At 74.2% G+C, this 18,310-nt stretch carries 12 protein-coding genes; 6 read left to right on the top strand and 6 right to left on the bottom strand.

The window, feature by feature from the left end; translation table 11 throughout:
- Nucleotides 1-11: 11 nt before the first annotated feature.
- Together ACFVVX_RS13835 and ACFVVX_RS13830 are read right to left on the bottom strand one after the other, a co-directional pair.
- Nucleotides 12-2,129, bottom strand: a complete 2,118-nt coding sequence (locus ACFVVX_RS13835; protein WP_387944942.1) for an MMPL family transporter — start codon at nt 2,127-2,129, stop codon at nt 12-14.
- A 190-nt stretch (nt 2,130-2,319) separates the two neighbouring features.
- On the bottom strand, nt 2,320-2,721 hold the full coding sequence (locus ACFVVX_RS13830; RefSeq protein ID WP_387944940.1) for a hypothetical protein: 402 nt from the start codon (nt 2,719-2,721) through the stop codon (nt 2,320-2,322).
- Nucleotides 2,722-3,065: 344 nt separating this feature from the next.
- On the opposite strand from ACFVVX_RS13830, the gene ACFVVX_RS13825 reads away from it, so the two are divergent.
- Nucleotides 3,066-3,878: a HEAT repeat domain-containing protein gene (locus ACFVVX_RS13825; protein WP_387944938.1), complete on the top strand. Its 813-nt coding sequence runs from the start codon at nt 3,066-3,068 to the stop codon at nt 3,876-3,878.
- Between the two features lie 55 nt (nt 3,879-3,933).
- On the opposite strand, the gene ACFVVX_RS13820 is transcribed toward ACFVVX_RS13825, so the two are convergent.
- The 3 genes from ACFVVX_RS13820 to ACFVVX_RS13810 all read right to left on the bottom strand — a co-directional run bounded on the left by ACFVVX_RS13820 (nt 3,934) and on the right by ACFVVX_RS13810 (nt 8,951).
- Nucleotides 3,934-4,302 carry a hypothetical protein gene (locus ACFVVX_RS13820; protein ID WP_387944936.1) on the bottom strand — a complete coding sequence of 123 codons (369 nt, stop codon included), beginning with the start codon at nt 4,300-4,302 and terminating at the stop codon, nt 3,934-3,936.
- Between the two features lie 236 nt (nt 4,303-4,538).
- Nucleotides 4,539-5,612 (bottom strand): cell division protein ZapE, encoded by a 1,074-nt coding sequence (gene zapE, locus ACFVVX_RS13815; RefSeq protein ID WP_387944934.1) that lies wholly within the window; start codon nt 5,610-5,612, stop codon nt 4,539-4,541.
- 216 nt (nt 5,613-5,828) lie between these two features.
- Nucleotides 5,829-8,951: a phosphocholine-specific phospholipase C gene (locus tag ACFVVX_RS13810; RefSeq protein ID WP_387944932.1), complete on the bottom strand. Its 3,123-nt coding sequence runs from the start codon at nt 8,949-8,951 to the stop codon at nt 5,829-5,831.
- A gap of 307 nt (nt 8,952-9,258) precedes the next feature.
- On the opposite strand from ACFVVX_RS13810, the gene ACFVVX_RS13805 reads away from it, so the two are divergent.
- The 5 genes from ACFVVX_RS13805 to ACFVVX_RS13785 all read left to right on the top strand — a co-directional run bounded on the left by ACFVVX_RS13805 (nt 9,259) and on the right by ACFVVX_RS13785 (nt 14,004).
- Nucleotides 9,259-10,539, top strand: a complete 1,281-nt coding sequence (locus tag ACFVVX_RS13805) for an ABC transporter substrate-binding protein (protein ID WP_387944930.1) — start codon at nt 9,259-9,261, stop codon at nt 10,537-10,539.
- Entirely contained in the window at nt 10,536-11,486 is a 951-nt protein-coding gene (locus tag ACFVVX_RS13800; RefSeq protein ID WP_387944928.1) for a carbohydrate ABC transporter permease, read from the top strand. The genes ACFVVX_RS13805 and ACFVVX_RS13800 overlap by 4 nt, the downstream gene beginning before the upstream one ends.
- Nucleotides 11,483-12,316, top strand: a complete 834-nt coding sequence (locus tag ACFVVX_RS13795) for a carbohydrate ABC transporter permease (protein ID WP_387944926.1) — start codon at nt 11,483-11,485, stop codon at nt 12,314-12,316. Before ACFVVX_RS13800 ends, ACFVVX_RS13795 begins: the two co-directional genes overlap by 4 nt.
- Nucleotides 12,317-12,388: 72 nt before the next feature.
- Nucleotides 12,389-13,582, top strand: coding sequence for an ABC transporter ATP-binding protein (locus ACFVVX_RS13790; protein ID WP_387944924.1), 1,194 nt, complete (start codon nt 12,389-12,391; stop codon nt 13,580-13,582).
- 152 nt (nt 13,583-13,734) lie between these two features.
- Nucleotides 13,735-14,004, top strand: coding sequence for a GlsB/YeaQ/YmgE family stress response membrane protein (locus tag ACFVVX_RS13785; RefSeq protein WP_387944922.1), 270 nt, complete (start codon nt 13,735-13,737; stop codon nt 14,002-14,004).
- Between the two features lie 41 nt (nt 14,005-14,045).
- Here ACFVVX_RS13785 and ACFVVX_RS13780 read toward each other — a convergent pair whose 3' ends face one another.
- Nucleotides 14,046-18,302, bottom strand: coding sequence for a CHAT domain-containing protein (locus ACFVVX_RS13780; protein ID WP_387944920.1), 4,257 nt, complete (start codon nt 18,300-18,302; stop codon nt 14,046-14,048).
- Nucleotides 18,303-18,310 lie beyond the last annotated feature (8 nt).

The following is an 18,310-nucleotide window of genomic DNA, read 5'->3' as shown; positions in this document are numbered from 1 at the left end:
GGGGCGGCGGCTCAGACATGATCGCCCACCGGCTCGGGGACAGGCGGCCGCACCGTCACCGGGTGCGGCCGGGCGGGCCACCAGACCCGGTCGCCCAGGTCGCGGACCAGCGCCGGCACCAGCAGCGAACGCACCAGCAGGGTGTCCAGCAGGACGCCGAAGGCGACGATGAAGGCGATCTGGGCGAGGAACGCCAGCGGGATCACCCCGAGCGCGGCGAAGGTCGCGGCGAGCACCACCCCGGCCGAGGTGATCACCCCGCCGGTCGCGGTCAGCCCGCGCAGCACGCCCTCCCGGGTGCCGACCCGCCGCGACTCCTCGCGCACCCGCGTCATCAGGAAGATGTTGTAGTCCACCCCGAGCGCCACCAGGAACACGAACCCGTACAGCGGGACCGAGGGGTCGGTGGCGCTGAATCCGAACACGTGCGGGAAGACCAGTGCGCTGACCCCGATCGTGGCCAGGTACGAGAGCGCCACCGTCGCCACCAGCAGGACCGGGGCGAGCAGCGAGCGCAGCAGCAGGACCAGCACGGCGAGGATGCAGATCAGCACGACGGGCGCGATCAGCGCCCGGTCGCGCTCCGCGGTGAACCGGGTGTCGTCCTGCTGCGCGGTGTACCCGCCGACCAGCGCGGCCGCCCCCGGCACGGTGTGCACCGCCGCCCGCAGGCGCCGCACGGTGGCGACGGCCGCGTCGCTGTCGGCCGGGTCGGCGAGCGTGGCGTCCAGCCGGATCCGCCCGTCCACCACCTTCGGCGGTCCGCCGGGCGCGCCGCCGGTGTACGGGCGGACGCCCGCGACCCCGGGGACGGCGGCGGCCGCCGCGACGGCCTCGGCGTGCCCGGCCGAGGCGATCACCACGGCCGGGTTCCCGGAACCTCCCGGGAAGTGCGCGGACAGCAGTCGCTGGCCGACGATCGAGGGCTGCTCCTTGATGAACAGCTCGGTCTGCGGCACCCCGCCGGAGTCCAGGGTGGGTGCGAAGGCCGCCATGGCGGCGAGCACCGCGAGACTCGCCGCCCAGGTCGCGCGGGGGCGCCGGCCGACGAGTGCGGCGACCCGCCGCCACACGCCGTGCACCGGTGCCCGGCCGTCGGCGGCGGGCCGGGCCGGCCAGTACGCGGCCCGGCCGAGCAGCACCAGCGCGGCGGGCAGGAAGGTGAGCGCGGAGAGCACCGCGCAGCCGATCCCGATCGCGCCGACCGGCCCGAGCGCCCGGTTGTTGGTCAGGTCGGAGAGCAGCAGCACGAGCAGGCCGAGGGCGACCGTCGTCCCGGAGGCGGCGATCGGCTCGACGGACTGCCGCCAGGCGGTGCGCATCGCCGCGTAGCGGTCGCCGTGCAGGTGCAGCTCCTCGCGGAAGCGGGCCGAGAGCAGCAGCCCGTAGTCGGTGGCCGCGCCGATCACCAGGATCGACAGCAGTCCCTGCACCTGCCCGTCCACCCGGACCGCGCCGTGGTCGGCCAGCACGTACACCAGCGCGCAGGCGATCCCGAGGGCGAACACCGCGCCGAGGATCACCAGCAGCGGCAGCAGCACCGCCCGGTAGACGGCGAGCAGGATCAGCAGCACCACGCCGAGGGCGACCCCGAGCAGCAGCCCGTCGATCCCGGCGAAGGCACTGCCGAGGTCGGCCCCGATCGCGGCCGGCCCGGTCAGGCCCACCGTGGTGTCCGGTACCTGCTGCGCCAGCTCCCGGATGTCGCGGATGCTGTCGCCCACGCCGTGGCCGAGGTCGGAACGGAGCTGGACGACGCCCTGCAGGGCCCGCCCGTCCTCGGCGGGCACGACGGGTGACACCTGTCCGGTGGCGCCCGGGACGCCGGCGGCCGCGCGCAGTGCCCGTTCGGCGGCGGCGCGTTGCCCGGGGCCGACGGCTCCGTCGCGGCTCTCCCAGACCACGATCACCGGCAGCGCGGCGGCCGTCTGGAAGCCCGCGCCGAGCCGGGCGACCTCGGTGGACTCGGCGCTGCGCGGCAGGAAGGCGGCCCGGTCGTTGGTGGAGACCTGGGAGAGCTTGCCCGCGTACGAGCCGAAGGCGCCGCCGAGGCCGAGCCAGACGACCAGCAGGGCGAGCGGGATCAGCAACCTGGTGCGGCGCCGGGCGGTGGGGCTGCCGGTGAGCATCGTGGAGCGCCCTTCGTAGCGGGGCGGGTGGCGGACAGCCGGATCATATCTCTCAATGATTGAGAGATCCCGTGAGGGAGGTACCGGGCGAGCCGTCCGCCGCGACCGCCGCCCGGACGCGGCCGGGGAGCAGCCGGACGCACGGCGGCCCGGCGGTGTCCGGCCGCCGGCCCGCCCGTGTCTCAGCCCGTCAGTCCGTCAGTCCGCCCGCCCGGCGGTTCGGCCGCCCGCGCCCGAGGAGCAGCCCGGCGACCGAGAGGGCGCCCCACCCGACGGAGACCGACACCGCCATGACGCGGTGTCGGCGCTCGGGCAGCGCGGTGGCCAGCAGGGCGGCGTCCCCGAGGTCGGCGGCGATCCGCAGCACCGTCGCCGCCCGCAGCGCGGACTCGTCGGGCGCGAGGAGCATGGCCAGACCGCAGGCGGCGTCCCGGAAGGCGAGCGGGCGCAGGCAGGCGGCGATCGGTGCGGGCAGCGAGCCGTCGGGGGCGGTGAGCCCGGAGGGCCCGGCCAGCAGGGCGGGGTACCGGGTGACGGCGAGGCCGTAGACGGCGGTGGCGGCGCCGGTCAGGCGCAGCAGTGGCGGGTGCATGGGTGGAGTCTCCCGGGTCGGTGGCACCGGCACTTCGGAGCCACGCCCGGGTCGGACTGGTCCTCCCGTGCCCCGGCGGCCGGCGGGCAGGTACGGACAGGTGTCACCCGTGCCCCGGCGGCCGGCGGGGCGGGTCCGGCGCGACCGGGAGGTACCGGGCCCGGCTAGTGCCGCGTCAGGCAACTTTTGCCCGTCAAGGAGCGGCGTCCGGTGCGTGCTATCGGCGTGCCGGCCGGAAGCCCTCGTACTGGACGTACTTGGGCTTTCGGCCGGTGCGGCGAGAGTGCGTGCCGGGCGTCGCGACGGGGCGAAGGTTGCCTGACGCGGCACTAGCATGCCGACCCATGGCGATGTTCGTACACCTGACCTCCTCGGGCGGCTCGGCACGCATCCGCCGGAGCGGAATCCGGGCGGACAGCCGGGGGCAGGGCGATGCCCGCGGGGTCTACTGCTTCCCGGTGCTGCCCTCCTACCAGTTGACCCATCAGTGGCTGCGCGAGCTGGCCCGGTTCGGTACCCGGGGCGGGCTGGTCGCGGTGCACGTCCGGCTCGACGACGAGCAGCCGGTGCTGGTCGGCCACTACCGGGACCGCGCGCTGCTGCGGCAGCAACGGGTCCGGGCCGCCGAGGCCGTCCGGCTGGTGGGCGCGCTGGACGACCCGCGCGGCTGGGAGGTGTTCGTGCCGCGGGCCGTCGCGGCCCGGGAGGTGCACCGGATCCGCAGCGCTCCGCAGGTGGCGGGCTGGCGCTACCGCCCGGACGTGCACGGCACCCGCCCCTGCACCTGCGCCGGATGCCGGATCCGCGGCGAGTACGGCGGGCGGCGGCTGCGCGAGCGCCATCCGCATCCGCTGGACGGGCCGCCGCCCCCGGTCCCGGTGCTGCTCGCCCGGATCGCCGCGGCGGGCGATCCGGGCGATCCGGCCGCCCTCGTCGACGCGCTGCAGTGGTTCGCCCGCCGCCGCCGGGGGCCGGTGGACGCACTGGCCCGGCTGGCCGGCCACCCGGACGCCACCGTGCGCAGGGAGTTGGTGTGGGCCGTCGCCCGGTGGTCGACCCCGGGGGCGGCCGCGCTTCTCGACACCCTCGCCGGGGATCCGGATCCGGCGGTGCGGGAGGCGGTGGCGGACCTCCGGGACGACCCGGAACAGGACTGACCGGCCCAGCTGCTCAACTGCTCAACTGCTCAACTGCTCAACTGCTGAGCAGCCGTCAGTAGACGCGCTTGATCTGCCAGGAGTTGTTGTTGAAGCTGGGCACCGCGGAGTAGCGGCAGCCGGAGCTGTAGAAGGCGCTGACCTCCTGCCATCCGGCGGGCGGCAGCGAGGAGGCGCAGACGTTGACGACCGTGCCGACCGGGTAGCCGGTCAGCTGCATCATCCGCTTCATGTTCGGGTTGAAGGTGCCGGAGCCGCAGCTGTAGTCGTTCCACCACTGGACGTCGGCCCAGCCGCTCGGGGTGAGCGAGTTCGCGCAGATCGCGACCGTGTCGCCCGGCGCCGCGTGCGCGGTCGTCATCGACAGGGTCAGGGCTGCGGCGGTACAGCCGAGGGTCAGGGCCACGTTCCGAAGACGGGTCACGGGATCAGCTCCTCTCACCGGCGCGGCATGTCCGCGCCGATGCGCCATCCTTCCGTGACGGATCGTCAGCGCACAGGGGGTTTCCGGCCCGATCGACCGGCCGCCCGGCGCGAATCTCCCCCTTGCCGAGCCCGGCCCCGGGCGTCCGCGCCCGGGGCCGGAAAGCGGTCGGCCCCGGAAAGCGGTCGGCCCCGGCAAGGGTTCGGCCCAGGCGAGGGTTCAGCCCCGGCGCCGGTTCAGTGCCGGGGTGCCGGGGCCGCGTCCTGGGTGAGCAGCGACAGCCGGCTGGCCGTACGGTTCACGTCCGGCGGCAGCCCGTCGCCCGCGAGCACCTCGGCCAGCGGCGCCGCGCCGACGAGCGTGAGCCGCACCCCCCGGTCGCAGAGCACGTCGACCAGGTTGGCGAAGCGCTGGGCGGCGTCGCGGCCCGCGTCCGCGAGGCGGGGCAGCCCGGAGACCACCCACGGCCGGCCGCCGTCGGTCAGGGTCAGGTAGTCGATGGTCGAGTTCGGCCGGTCGCAGAGGGCCGCGAAATCGAACCAGAGCAGTTCCTCACGAACCGCCAGTGCCTCGACCCCGCCGTGGCCGACCGGGACGCTCCGCCGCTCGGCCGCGGTCGGCGGGCGCAGCCCCTCCTCGGCGAGCTGCCGCTCGTCACCCGGCCAGAGGTAGCGGCCGGCCGCGAAGCCGGAGCGCGCCGCCCGGTGGTCCCGCGTGGCCCGGTAGTCGCGGCCGCCGGTCAGCTCGACGATGTCCAGCGAGCGTTCCAGCAGCGCGATGGTCGGCTCGAACATCGGATGGAAGACGGGGTTGGGCAGCAGGCCGGCCGGCGGGTAGTTGGAGGTGGCCAGCAGCGCCGTCCCGCGCGCCAGCAGGGCCTCGACGACGCGGCCCATCAGCATCGCGTCCCCCGCGTCGTGCACGTGGAACTCGTCGAAGTAGAGGAACCGGCTCTCCCCCAGCAGCTCCGCGACGGCGAGTTCGCCCGCGCCCGGCTCGTGCCGGTGCCGCGCGTAGGCGGCGTGGAACTGCCGGAAGAAGTCGTGGAAGTGCAGCCGCCGCTTGCCCTCCACGGGTACGGCGTCGAACAGCGTGTCGGCCAGCCAGCTCTTTCCGCGCCCGACCGACCCCCACAGGTAGACCCCGCGCACCGGCTCGGCCTGTGCCCGGCCGAACCACCGCCGCCGGCCCGGCTCCCCGGCCGCGGCCAGGGCCTCGCCCAGCTCCGCCAGCCTGGCCGCCACCGCCCGCTGCCCCTCGTCCAGCACCAGCCCGTCACGCTGTGCCGCCCGTTCGAACTCCGCCAGCATCCCCGCACTCCCCTGCCCGGCCTCCCGGCCGCCCCGACCATCAGATGATCATTACTGACAGGAGATCACATCATGGTCGGGGCGCGGCGGGGAGAGCCGGGGCCCTCCGCCGGGCCCCAACCCGTTGACGGGCCCCGGCGGAGCGGCTCGGGCGTGTTTGCAAAGTCCCGCCGGATCCGACGCGACTTTGCAAACACGCCCTACCGGCTACCGGGCTCAGCCGGTGATGGGCCGCACGTCCAGGCGGACGTGGTCGACCGCCCAGAACCAGTTGTTGCCCGCGTCGAACATCCGGAACTTCAGCGTCACCGAGCGGGCGCCCGCCGGGACGGCGAACTGCCTGGTGACGAAGGTGTTCTGGACGTCCTTGCCGGCGTTGTCGTTGCCGGTGGCGTCGCTGCTGTAGTAGACGAGGCGGGTCTCGGTGCCGTTGTCGAACACGGCGGTGACGGCCGCCTTCTGCGGGGCCTCCTGGCGGTAGTGGGAGTCGAAGCCGAGGTGCAGGGTGGCCGTGCCGGCCGGGATCTGGACGGCGGGCGAGACCAGCGTGGAGTCGAACTTGCCCTTGCCCGACGGCGCGCCGGTGTCGTCCCAGTCGTCCGGGTCGGCGACCGCGAGGATGCCCAGGCCCCGGGTGAAGTTCCCGCGGTCCTGCCCGGCCGGGGTGGACCAGGCGCGCTTGGTGTGGAAGGTCCACCCCTGGAGGCGGACGGTGCCCTGCGGCATGCCGGGGGCGTTGACCACCGACCAGCCCTGCGGGGCCTGCGGCGTCCAGCCGAGGACGCCGCCGAGCGGCTGCAGCGCGCCGGCCAGCGACTCGAAGTCCTCGCCGAGCAGGTGACCGGCCATCACCGGGGCGGTGCGGGCCGCGATCTCGCCGTCGGCGAGGGCGAACCGGTCCCCGGCCAGCGCGCGGGCGGTGACCAGGATCCGGTGGGTGGCGCCGTCCGGCAGCACGGCGGGCGGGGTGACCTCCCACTCGGCGGTCGCGGTGGCACCGGCGGCGAGCGAGGCGGGCGGCGGGGTGACGGCGGTGACCGTCCAGCCGACCGGCACGGCCGGCTGGGCCTCGATGGCGGTCAGCGCGGCGGTCGCGGTGAACCGGGCGGCGACCCTGGCCGGGCGGCCGGGCAGCAGGATCGCCTCGTCGATGGTGGTGGAGGCGGCCTTGAGCGTGACATCCAGGGCGAGCGGGTCGGCCAGGCCCATCGCCGGGTCGGTCAGCAGGTGCTCGCCGTCCCACGGGAAGCGCCCGGCGATCCGGCGGCGGAAGCCGAGTTCGCCGCGAACGCCCACCGCGACGTCGTACCAGCCCTCCGGCCCGACCTTCACGTTGACGGTCCGGTCGTCGCCGGCCGCGACCCGCACCTCGCGCAGCCCGTCGCCGTAGGCGAGGTCGCCGACCAGGAAGGTCTGGGCGGTGCGCGAGCGGTTGATCACGTCCACCTCCAGCACCTTGCCGTTCTGCTCCTCGGACAGCGAGACCTCGTAGGCGGAGGCGGCGTCGCCGCGCAGGTGCCAGAGCGCGCCGTTCGGACCGTGCACCCGCAGGTCGTAGCCCTCGGGGCCGACCTTCCAGACGTCGGAGAGCCGGCTCTTGGCGCCCACCGTGTAGTACCGCGGCGGCGACCCGGGGGCCGGGTAGAGCGCGAAGACGGCGCCCTGGCGGCCCTGGTTGATGAAGTCGAGGGTGAGCTCGTCGCCCTTCAGCTTCGGCTTGACCAGCAGGTTGTACGGGCTGATCCGGGCGGTGCGGCTACCGCGCTGCTGCTGCGGGAACACCTGCGGGTTGGGCACGGTGGGCGCGGGCAGCTTGCCGGTGTCGACGACCTTCTGCCGGTTGCCGCTGGTGTCGGGCAGCTGGGGCCAGACCGGGTCGCGGCCGGAGAAGTCGAACACGTTGGTGAGGTCGCCGGTGACGGCGCGCCGCCACGGGCTGATGTTGGGCTCCTCGACACCGAAGCGCTGCTCCAGCAGGCGCAGCACCGAGGTGTGGTCGTAGACCGTGGAGTCGACCACGCCGCCGCGCGTCCACGGCGAGACGACGACCATCGGGACGCGCACGCCCAGGCCCATCGGGTACGGGCCGGACACCACCGTCTCGCCCGCGGGCAGGGTGTCGGACCAGGTGAGCGAGCCGTCGGCGGCCTTCACCCGGTACTTGCCGTCCTGGCTCACCACCCGGTGGTAGGTGGAGCCGCCCTTGGAGACCCGGACCACGACCTCGCCGTCCACGGAGACGGTCGACTTGCCGCGCCCGGCGGCCAGCGGCGGGACGGGCGGCAGGTTGTGGTCGAAGAAGCCGCCGTGCTCGTCGTAGTTGAGGATGAAGACGGTCTTCTCCCACACCTCCGGCTTGGCGGCGAGCGCGGCGAGCAGCCGGGCCGTCAGGTGCTCGCCGTTCGGCGGGGCGTAGTTGGCGTGCTCGGAGAGCGCGGCGGGCGCGATCAGCCAGGAGACCTGCGGCAGTTGGTCGGCCTGGATGTCGGCGGTGAACGCCTCGACCAGGGCGTCGCCCATCGCGAAGGGGTCGTTCTTCTTCGCCGGGTCGCCGACCGCGCGCATGCCGCGCTCGTAGAGCGGCTCACCCAGCTTGGACTTGACGAAGGGGGTGAACCAGGCGAGCGCGTTGTCGTCGAAGTTGTCCAGCGCCTGGTAGGTCTTCCAGCTGACGCCGGCCTTCTGCAGCCGCTCGGCGTAGGTGGTCCACTCGTAGCCGCCGGGGATCTCGGTGTTGTCGGTCACCGGGGTGTCCCGCACCGTGCCGCCGCTGGTCCCGGTCATCAGGTGCTCGCGGTTGGTGTTGGTGTTGCACTGCACCGACGCGTAGTAGGCGTCGCAGGTCGTGAACACCGAGGCCAGCGCGTGGTAGAAGGGCATGTCGGCGGGCTCGTAGTAGCCCTGGCCGAGCCAGCCGCCGGACCGGCGGGTGACCGAGCCGTCGGCGCGGCCGTCGTTCCAGGCGTTCATCGAGTCGACGAAGCCGAAGGCGGGGGCGCCCTGCTGGTAGGCGTTGGTGTGCGCGGCGTTCATCGGGAAGGGCAGCAGGTGGCCCTCCTTGCGGCCCGGGTCGGGCTGGTGGAACACCGAGCGCCCGTTGACCCCGCGCACCGCCGTCCGGTCGCCGAAGCCGCGCACGCCGGGGAGCGTGCCGAAGTAGTGGTCGAACGCGCGGTTCTCCTGCATGAACACCACGACGTGCTGGATGTCGGCCAGCTTGCCGGGGCGGGCCGGCGCGGCCAGCGCCTCACGCACGGTGAGCGGAAGGGCGGACAGTACGGCGGCCGCCGCCGCGCCGCCGAGCAGGGTGCGGCGCGACAGTTCGGGCATCGGGCTCATCGGGGGGTGGCTCCTTGATCACGGGCGCTGGGCGGGGGCTGAGGTGGCCCAGACCAGTTATGTGTACGTGGCCCAGATGGACGGCGCCCGGGTGTTGGATGGCGGGTCGGTGACGGGCCGTCGACCCGAAGCTGTATGGACATCTTGACGACCGGGTGGCCGTGAACCGACCGACCGCGGCCTCACCCTCCCCGGGCCCGGCCCAGCGTGTCGCACCCGTGGTCACACTCCGCACCCGGGCGAACCCCTAGCGTGTCCAGCCTCAGGACCCCGAATCCGGCCGCATCACGGCGAGTTCAGGAGTGAGATGCCGAGGAGCCACAGAAGCCCGCGCCGGACCATCCGGCCCGCCGTGTCGGCGCTGGTGCTGGCCCTGGCGCTCACCGCCTGCGGCAGCGGCGGCGCGTCGACCGGCCCGGCCACCCTCGACTGGTACAACTTCCCCGACGACTCCGGCGCCCTCCAGCAGGCCGCCGACGCCTGCGGCCGGGCCTCCGGCGGCCGCTACACGATCCGCTACGACCGGCTGCCGCGCAGCGCCGACGGCCAGCGCCAACAGCTCGTCCGCCGACTGGCCGCACACGACGCGGGCGTGGACATCATGGGCCTGGACGTCACCTGGGCCCCCGAGTTCGCCGAGGCCGGCTGGATCCGCGAGTGGACGGGCGCGCTGCGCGAGCAGGCCACCGCCGACACCCTGGCGGCCGCCGTCCGAACGGCCACCTGGAAGGACCGGCTGTACGCCGCCCCGTACAACTCCAACACCCAACTCCTTTGGTACCGCGACGATCTGGTGCCCGCGCCGCCGCACACCTGGGCCGAGATGCTGGCCCAGGCCGACGCCCTGGACAAGGCCGGGAAGCCGCACTACGTCGAGGTCCAGGGCGCCCAGTACGAGGGGCTGACGGTGTGGTTCAACACCCTGGTGACCAGCGCCGGCGGGTCGATCCTCACCCCGGACGCCACCGCCCCCTCGCTCGGCGCGCCCGCCGTCGCCGCCGCGGGCGTGATCAGGGACCTGGCGCACTCCCCCGCCGCCGACCCCTCGCTCGCCAACCAGATGGAGGACCAGAACCGCCTGGCGATGGAGTCCGGGACGGCCGCCTTCGAACTCAACTACCCCTTCGTCTACCCGTCCATGAAGGCCAACCGGCCGGACCTCCTCCCGCACTTCCGCTGGGCGCCCTACCCGGCCGTGACCGCCGACCGCCCGGCGACCGTCACGATCGGCGGGATCGACCTCGCCGTCGGCGCCTACAGCCGCCACCCCGAGCTCGCCCAGGAGGCCGCGCTCTGCCTGCGCAACCGCGACAACCAGCTGGTCAACGCCCTCAAGGGCGGTCTGCCGCCCTCGCTGCGCAGTCTGTACACCACTGCCGAGCTGACGGAGAGCTACCCCTTCGCCGCCGACGTGCTGGCGGCTCTGGACACCGCCTCCGTCCGGCCGCAGACGCCCGCCTACCAGAACGTCTCGATCGCCGTCTCGCACGCGCTCTCCCCACCCTCGGCCGTCCGGCCGGAGAGCACCGTCGCCTCGCTCGGCGGCCAGCTCAGGGACGCGCTCGGATCGAAGGGGTTGATCCCGTGACCAGGCCGCCCGCCACCGGGCCGCCCGCCGCCAGGCCGCCCGCCGTCGAGGCGGCGCCGAAGGCGCTCTCCGCGGGCTCCCGCCAGGAGCGCCGGCTCGGCTGGCTGCTCTGCGCCCCGGCGGTGCTGGTGATGACGGCGGTGACGGCCTACCCGGTCGGCTACGCCGTTTACCTCTCCCTCCAACGCTACGACCTGCGCTTCCCCCAGCAGGCCAGGTTCGTCTGGTTCGGCAACTACGCCGCCGTGCTGTCCTCCCCGTTCTGGTGGCAGGCGCTCTGGGTGACGGTGCTGATCACGGTGGTCTCGGTCGCGGTCGAGCTGGTGCTCGGCCTTGCCCTGGCCCTGGTGATGCACCGGGCGGCGTTCGGCCGGGGGCTGGTGCGCACCGCCGTCCTCGTGCCGTACGGCATCGTCACCGTCGTCGCCGCCTACTCCTGGCAGTACGCCTGGACCCCCGGCACCGGCTACCTCGCGGCCCTCCTGCCGGAGGGCAGCGCGCCGCTGACCGACCACTGGCAGGCCATCGGGCTGATCATCCTCGCCGAGGTGTGGAAGACCACCCCGTTCATGGCCCTCCTGCTGCTGGCCGGCCTGGCGCTGGTGCCCGGCGAGACCGTCCGGGCCGCGATGGTGGACGGCGCGACCTTCGGCCAGCGGCTGCGGCTGGTGGTCCTGCCGCTGATGAAGCCGGCGATCCTGGTCGCCCTGCTGTTCCGGACCCTGGACGCGTTCCGGATCTTCGACAACATCTACGTGCTGACCGGCGGTTCCAACAACACCGGCTCGGTGTCGATCCTCGGCTACGACAACCTGTTCACGGCCCTCAACCTGGGCATCGGCTCGGCGGTCTCGGTGCTGATCTTCCTCTGCGTGGCGGCCATCGCGCTGGTCTTCGTCAAGGTGTTCGGCGCCGCGGCGCCCGGTGGCGGAACGGAGGGACGATGACCTCCCGACAGACCCGCGCCGCGAGCGGCTGGGCCGTGGTCAACCTGCTGGTGGTGCTGTACGCGCTGTTCCCCGTCTGGTGGATCGCCGCGCTCTCCTTCAAGGACCCGAGCACGCTCTCCGACGGGGACTTCGTCCCCCGCGTGTGGACGCTGGAGAACTACCGCGGGATCTTCCGGACCTCCGAGTTCACCCGCGCCCTGCTCAACTCGATCGGCATCGCGGTGATCGCCACCACCATCGCCGTGGTGCTCGGCACCATGGCCGCCTACGCGGTGGCCCGGCTGCGCTTCCCCGGCAAACGGCTGCTGATCGGGATGTCCCTGCTGATCGCGATGTTCCCACCGATCTCGCTGGTCTCACCGCTGTTCAACATCGAGCGGGTGCTCGGCCTCTTCGACACCTGGGCCGGCCTGATCATCCCGTACATGACCTTCTCGCTGCCGCTGGCGATCTACACCCTGTCGGCCTTCTTCCGGGAGATCCCGTGGGACCTGGAGAAGGCCGCCAAGGTGGACGGCGCCACCCCCGCGCAGGCGTTCCGGCTGGTGATCGCGCCGCTGGCGGCGCCGGGCGTGTTCACCACCGGGATCCTGGTCTTCATCTTCTGCTGGAACGACTTCCTGTTCGCCATCTCGCTGACCTCCACCAGCGCGGCGCGGACCGTCCCGGCGGCGATCGCCTTCTTCACCGGCAGTTCGCAGTTCCAGCAGCCGACCGGTTCGATCGCCGCGGCCGCCGTGGTGATCACGGTCCCGATCGTGGTGTTCGTGCTGCTGTTCCAGCGGCGCATCGTGGCCGGCCTCACCGCCGGCGCGGTCAAGGGCTAGGGCGGACCTGACACCCGCGCAGCGGGTCCACAGACGGAGCCCGTCCCCGGCGGGCAGAGCGGAAGGCAGAGCGTGGCCGAGATCGTCCTCGACGGCATCACCAAGCGCTACCCGGACGGCTCGGTCGCCGTCCACGACATCGACCTGACCGTCGCGGACGGCGAGTTCGTGATCCTGGTCGGCCCCTCGGGCTGCGGCAAGTCCACCACCCTCAACATGATCGCGGGCCTGGAGGACATCACCGCGGGCACCCTGCGGATCGGCGGCCGGGTGGTCAACGACCGCGCGCCCAAGGACCGGGACATCGCCATGGTGTTCCAGAGCTACGCGCTCTACCCGCACATGAGCGTCCGGGAGAACATGGGCTTCGCGCTGCGGCTCGCCAGGACCGAGAAGTCCGTCATCCGGGCCAAGGTCGAGGAGGCGGCCCGGATCCTGGACCTCACCGAGCACCTGGACCGCAAGCCCGCCAACCTCTCCGGCGGCCAGCGCCAGCGCGTCGCGATGGGCCGGGCGATCGTCCGCGACCCCAAGGCCTTCCTGATGGACGAGCCGCTGTCCAACCTGGACGCCAAGCTCCGGGTCCAGATGCGCACCCAGATCTCCCGGCTGCAGCGCAGACTCGGCACCACCACCGTCTACGTCACCCACGACCAGGTCGAGGCGATGACGCTCGGCGACCGGGTGGTGGTGATGCGCGGCGGCGTCGTCCAACAGGTCGGCTCGCCGCAGCAGCTGTACGACGAGCCGGTCAACCTGTTCGTCGCCGGGTTCATCGGCTCGCCGGGCATGAACTTCCTCGACGCCGCCCTGGAACAGGACGTGCTGCGCACCGCCCTCGGCGACCTGCCGTTGGACGACCGGGCCCGCCGGCGGCTCGCCCGGGCCGACGCGCCGCGCCGGCTGGTGGTCGGCATCCGGCCGGAGGACTTCGAGGACGCGGCGCTGCTCGCGCCCCCGGGGGCGGACCGCCCGCGGCGCGGCCGGACGGCGACGGTGGGCGTCGAGGTGGTGGAGTCGGTGGGCTCCGACGTCTTCGTCCACTTCACGGTGGAGGGCGAGGCGGTGCCGGCCGCCGGCGGGCTGGAGGAGCTCGCGGTGGACAGCGGGGCGGCGGACTCCGGGGCGCCCGGGCGGCAGGTGGTGGCCAGGATCGGCACCGCCACCCGGGCCGCCGAGGGCGCGCCGCTGGAGCTGTGGATCGACACCGACCGGCTGCACGTCTTCGACCCGGCCACCGGCGCCAACCTGACCCACCCGGGCTGACCCGTCCGGGCCCGTCCTGACCCGTCCGGCCTGTCCGGGCAGGTCAGCCGTACCCCGTGCGCTCCCGACATGCCCGTTCGGCCGATTGGGGCGATCATGGGGAGGCCGCGCCCTGTGCGGCCGGCGCCCCGTCCCCGGAAAGGTCGACCGCGATGTTCCAGCTCCTGTGGATTCTGCTCATCGGCTTCGTACTGGGTCTGCTCGCCAAACTGATCCTGCGCGGGCCGCAGTCGATCCCGTGGTGGCTGACCATGCTGCTCGGCGCGGCCGGCGCCTGGCTCGGCAACGCGGTCGCCGGCTGGATCGGCGTCGCCCACACCAGCGGGATCGACTGGATCCGCCACGCGCTGCAGCTCGGCTTCGCCGTGGCCCTGGTGGCCTTCGTCGCCCCCGCCTGGAGCAAGTCCCACCCCAGCCGCTAGCCGGACCGGCACCCCGACGGACGGTGCCAAAGCACCCCCGCTCAGGCGCCCGAGTGCAGGTACGCGGCCCAGAGCGAGGGCGATCCGCTCAGGTCCATCGGGGCAGGCAGATCGTAGCCGTCGCGAATCAGGCGGACGGCCCGGTGGAGCGCGTACGCCGAGCGGTCGGGATCCAGGCCCCCGGCCTCGCGCTCCAACGCGTCGTAGAACAACTCGGCGACGGTGACCGCGAGTTCGTCGTCGATCTCCCACAACGTGCCGATCACGTGCGGGAACCCGGCGAGCTGGAAGGCCGAGGTGAGGTGGATGGCCTCGTCGAGCAGCTCGGCGGTGCCGACGGCCGCTGTGCGGCAGGCCGAGAGGTAGGCCAGCCGGGCCCGCCCCAGCTCGACGGCGGCGAGGCCCGCGACAGTCAGCGGGTCGTCCGCGTGGTCGTGCAGCAGAAGCAGGCTCCGGGAGGGGTCGGAGGGGTCGCTCGAACCGTGGCAGCAGAAGTGCGCGATCGAGCAGTCCGGCAGCCGCTCCAGGACGGCGGCCTTCGTCGGCACCGGCAACCCCCGGTCGGTCGGATCCTCGCCGGGGCCCGGCTCCCGCAACAGCACCGGGGCCGGCAGCCGTTCGAGCAGGACCGCCGCCTCCTCCCCGACGTGCCTCAGCCTTCCGTCGCGGGGCAGGCCGGGCGTGGTCGGCATCGCCACGACCAGGCTGCGCGCCGGCCCGGTCGCGGCGGCGGTCCGGGCGCGTTCGCGGGCATGGCGTAGCGCGCGGATCGTCGGGGTGTAGGAGGAGAGGACGCGGTCCATCACCGTGCGCCGGTCCGGACGGTCGCGCGGGTCGTCGTGGTGGCCCGCGGCGTGCAGGGGGAGCAGCCCCAGCAGGCCGCCCGGCACCCACCACACCCGCGGCCAGTCCTCGGTGTCGCCGGGCTGCCCGTGGAACCCCAGCGCGTGCAGCACCGGGCCCGCGCCCGCGTCCCACAGCCACCGCAGGACCGCGGCCATGGCGGCCTCGGCCGCGACCCGCTCCTCCCGGTCCGGGCTCGACGTGCCCTGCTGCGCCCGCAGGAAGGCGTCGATCCGTTCGACCAGGGGCTGCAGGGCCAGGTCCGGCAGGTTCAGGGCCCGGATGCCGTGCTCGGTGACCAGCAGCGCGTCACTGCGGTACGCGCTGATGTTGAACACCACGACGGGGCCGTGGGCCGCCTGGGCGCGGAGTTCGGCCGGGGCGGGTGGCAGCGCGAAGGTGCGGAAGCCGTCCAGTGCGCGGATCTCCGTCAGCAGGTCAGCGAAGTCCCGGGCGAGCAGGTGCCGTTCGCGCGGCGGCCCGTCCGCGGCCGGCCCGTCCGTCGCCGTTCCGTGGCCGGTCGGCCCGGGGACGGCGCCGCCTGGTGCGGCGGCGTCGGCGGGGCTGTCGAGCCGTTCCCGCAGGTCGCTGAAGCGCTCGGCCAGTTCGCGGTGGTGCCGGCGCAGGTCGGTCAGGTCGTTGCGGGTCTCCAGGGCCTGGCTGAGCAGGACGGCCCGGCCGGTCTCCAACAGGCCCAGGGCGCGTTCGGCCCGCCCGGCGGGGGTTCCACCCGGGGCGGCGAGGGCCAGCGCGGCGGCGTCGCCCACCAGTCCGGAGAAGTGGGCCATGGCGTACTGCTGGTCGCCGCGCTCCAGGCGTCGGGGCGCCACCTGCGGCAGCAGCAGGACCGCGCTCTCCGCCGCGTTCGCCGCGGCGGCCGGGTCGCCCGACGCGGCGAGCAGGCCCGCCGCCTGGGCCGCCTCCATGATCCGGCGGCCGGGCGAGGCGGACCGCACCTTCGAGGCCGCCAGCCGACAGGAGATCGCCTCGCGCAGGTCGGCGGGCCGCTGCGCGCGCTGGTAGCGGGTCAGCAGGCTGTCGGCGAGGTTGGACAGCCCCAGCGCGTAATCGGGGTGGTGGGCGGGGACTGCGCTCACCGTCTCCGTCAGGTGGTCGATCGCCGCGTCCAGGTCGGCGGGCGACTCCGTCAGCTCGAACCTGCGCCGGAGCGCGCTGCCCAGGTTGTTCAGCATCGCGACCCGTTCGAGGTTGTCCGTCGGGGCGGCGGCCACCGCCTCGGCCAGGCGGTCGATCGCCGCGTCCAGCGCGGCGGGCGACTTCGTCAGCTCGAACCTGCGTCGGAGCGCGCTGCCGAGGTTGGTCAGGATGCCGGCCAGGCCGGGCGTGCCCCCGGCCTGGGACACCGCCTCCGTGAAGCAGTTGATCGCGCCGTCCAGGTCCGCGACCCGGTCCGTCCGGTCGTAGCGGGAGCGCAGGGCCACGCCGAGCTTGGACAGCCGCACCGCGCGCTGGGGGTGGTCGCCGGGGGTGACGGTGACCGCCCGGGTCAGGTAGTCGACGGCGGCGTCCGCGTCCGCGGCCGTGGCCAGGCGCTCGCTCCGGTGCCGCAGCGCGTTGCCGAGGTTGGTCAGGGGGATCGAGCGGTCCTCGTCGTCCTCGGCGGCGTCCACCGCCGCCCGGAAGTGGTCGACCGCGGCGTCCAGGTCCTCCAGTGCTCCCGTATGGTCGAAGCGGGCCCGCAGCGCCAGGCCGAGGCTGTTCAGGACACTGGGCCGGTGCAGCAGTTCGGGCGGCGTGGACTCCAGCAGCTCCGTCAGGTGCCCGGCGGCGGCGTCGGTGTCCGCCGGCGTCCCCATCAGCTCGCCCCGCTTGCCCAGGGCGCCGCCGAGCGCGATGAACAGCGAGGCCCGCTCGGGGTGGTCCGGCGGAACGGTGGGCGCCACCGTGCGGGTCTGGTCGATCACGGCGTCCAGGTCCGCCATCTCCCCGGTCAGCTCGAAGCGGACCTGCAGCGCCCCGGTGAGCCGGGCCAGCCGCGTCGTCCGGTCCGGACGGTCCGGACGGTCGGGACGGTCGGGACGGTCGGGACGGTCAGGGGGACCGGCCTGCTCGGGAGCGTCGTCCGGGACGGCGGCCACGGCCTGCCGCAGGCAGCCGATCGCGGTGTCCACGTCCGCGAGCGCCCGACGGTCCAGGGCGCGCTGGACGAGCGCGCCGCCGAGGTGGAACCGCTGCGTGGCGCGCTCGTCCGGGTCGAGGGCGGCGGCCACCGCCTCGCCGAAGCGGTCGATCGCCGCGTCCAGGTCGGCCGGCAGGTCCGTCCTGTCGTAGCGCAGGCGCAGGCCCTCACCGAGGTGGCACAGCATCCTGGCCCGGTCGGGGTGGCCGGGCGGGGTCGCCGCCACGGCCTCCCGGTAACGGTCGGTCGCGGCGTCCACGTCCGCCACCACACCCGTGTGCAGGAACCGGAAGCGCAGGGCCTCACCGAGGTCGAACAGGCGCTCCGCGCGGTCGGCGGCGCCGGTCGCGGCGGCCAGCGCGGCCTCGAAGCGCTCGACCAGGTCGTGCATGTTCGCCCGCACCTCCCGGTCCCCGGACCGGTGCTCGGACAGCTCCTGTCGGAGGGAGAGGATCCGGGACCGTTCGGCGTGGTCGGGGGTGGTGATGGCCACCGCCTCCTCCACCTGCGCGACCGCCGCGTCCAGGTCGGCCGCCGCGCCCGCCCAGGCGAACCTGTCGCGCAGCGCCAGCGCCAGGTTGAGCAGTGCGACCGGGCGGTCGACGTCGTCGATCGAGACGTCGACGGCGAGGCGCAGGACGCGGATCGCCTCCGCCAGGTCCGCCGCTTCGGACCGCCGTACGAAGCGGCGCCGCAGGGCGTTCCCCAGGTTGTTCAGCCGCACCGACCGGTCGGGGTGGTCGGCGGGGCCGGCGGCCTCCGCGTCCCGGCCCGCCTCGATGATGGCGTCCAGGTCCGCCGGGTCGTCCAGCCGGTTGTAGCGGTCCTCCAGGGCGACCCCGAGGTGGAACAGCCGGTCGGCGCGGTAGGGGTGGTCGGCCGGGGTGACCAGGACGATGCGCTGCCACAGCCCCACGGCGTGGGAGAGCACACCGGGGTCGGGGGAGAACTGCGAGCGCTCCAGCAGCTCGGTGGCGTCCTGGACGGCGGCCCTGGCGAGGTCCGGCAGCATGACCTCGGGCAGGCTGGACAGGTCGGGCACGCCCAGGGCGAAGCACAGCCCGAACGCCTCGCGGGCCGCCGCGCCGTCCTCCTGGTCCGCGCCCCTGGGCAGGGCCAGGTAGCGGAGGAAGTGGAACCAGCCGAGCACGTACGCCGCTTCGGGGTCGCCGTCCGCGAAGTACCCGGCCAGCGCCCGGGCTTCGTCGAGCGCCGCGGGCTCCAGCACCAGGGCCGGGTTCTCCTCGCTGTCGGACCGGTCGACCCGGGTCCACAGCGCAGCCAGTCGTGCCGCACGCGTCATGTCGCTGTCCATTCGTCCTT

This window comes from Kitasatospora sp. NPDC058170, assembly GCF_042883905.1.
In the GTDB taxonomy this organism is placed as follows: Bacteria; Actinomycetota; Actinomycetes; order Streptomycetales; family Streptomycetaceae; genus Kitasatospora.
This window is presented reverse-complemented; position numbering and strand designations above follow the sequence as displayed.

Bases quoted from the DNA above. Each gene is read 5' to 3' on its own strand.
- ACFVVX_RS13835 (WP_387944942.1), bottom strand. From the start codon at position 2,129: ATGCTCACCGGCAGCCCCACCGCCCGGCGCCGCACCAGGTTGCTGATC.
- ACFVVX_RS13830 (WP_387944940.1), bottom strand. From the start codon at position 2,721: ATGCACCCGCCACTGCTGCGCCTGACCGGCGCCGCCACCGCCGTCTAC.
- ACFVVX_RS13825 (WP_387944938.1), top strand. From the start codon at position 3,066: ATGGCGATGTTCGTACACCTGACCTCCTCGGGCGGCTCGGCACGCATC.
- zapE (WP_387944934.1), bottom strand. From the start codon at position 5,612: ATGCTGGCGGAGTTCGAACGGGCGGCACAGCGTGACGGGCTGGTGCTG.
- ACFVVX_RS13810 (WP_387944932.1), bottom strand. From the start codon at position 8,951: ATGAGCCCGATGCCCGAACTGTCGCGCCGCACCCTGCTCGGCGGCGCG.
- ACFVVX_RS13805 (WP_387944930.1), top strand. From the start codon at position 9,259: ATGCCGAGGAGCCACAGAAGCCCGCGCCGGACCATCCGGCCCGCCGTG.
- ACFVVX_RS13795 (WP_387944926.1), top strand. From the start codon at position 11,483: ATGACCTCCCGACAGACCCGCGCCGCGAGCGGCTGGGCCGTGGTCAAC.
- ACFVVX_RS13785 (WP_387944922.1), top strand. From the start codon at position 13,735: ATGTTCCAGCTCCTGTGGATTCTGCTCATCGGCTTCGTACTGGGTCTG.
- ACFVVX_RS13780 (WP_387944920.1), bottom strand. From the start codon at position 18,302: ATGGACAGCGACATGACGCGTGCGGCACGACTGGCTGCGCTGTGGACC.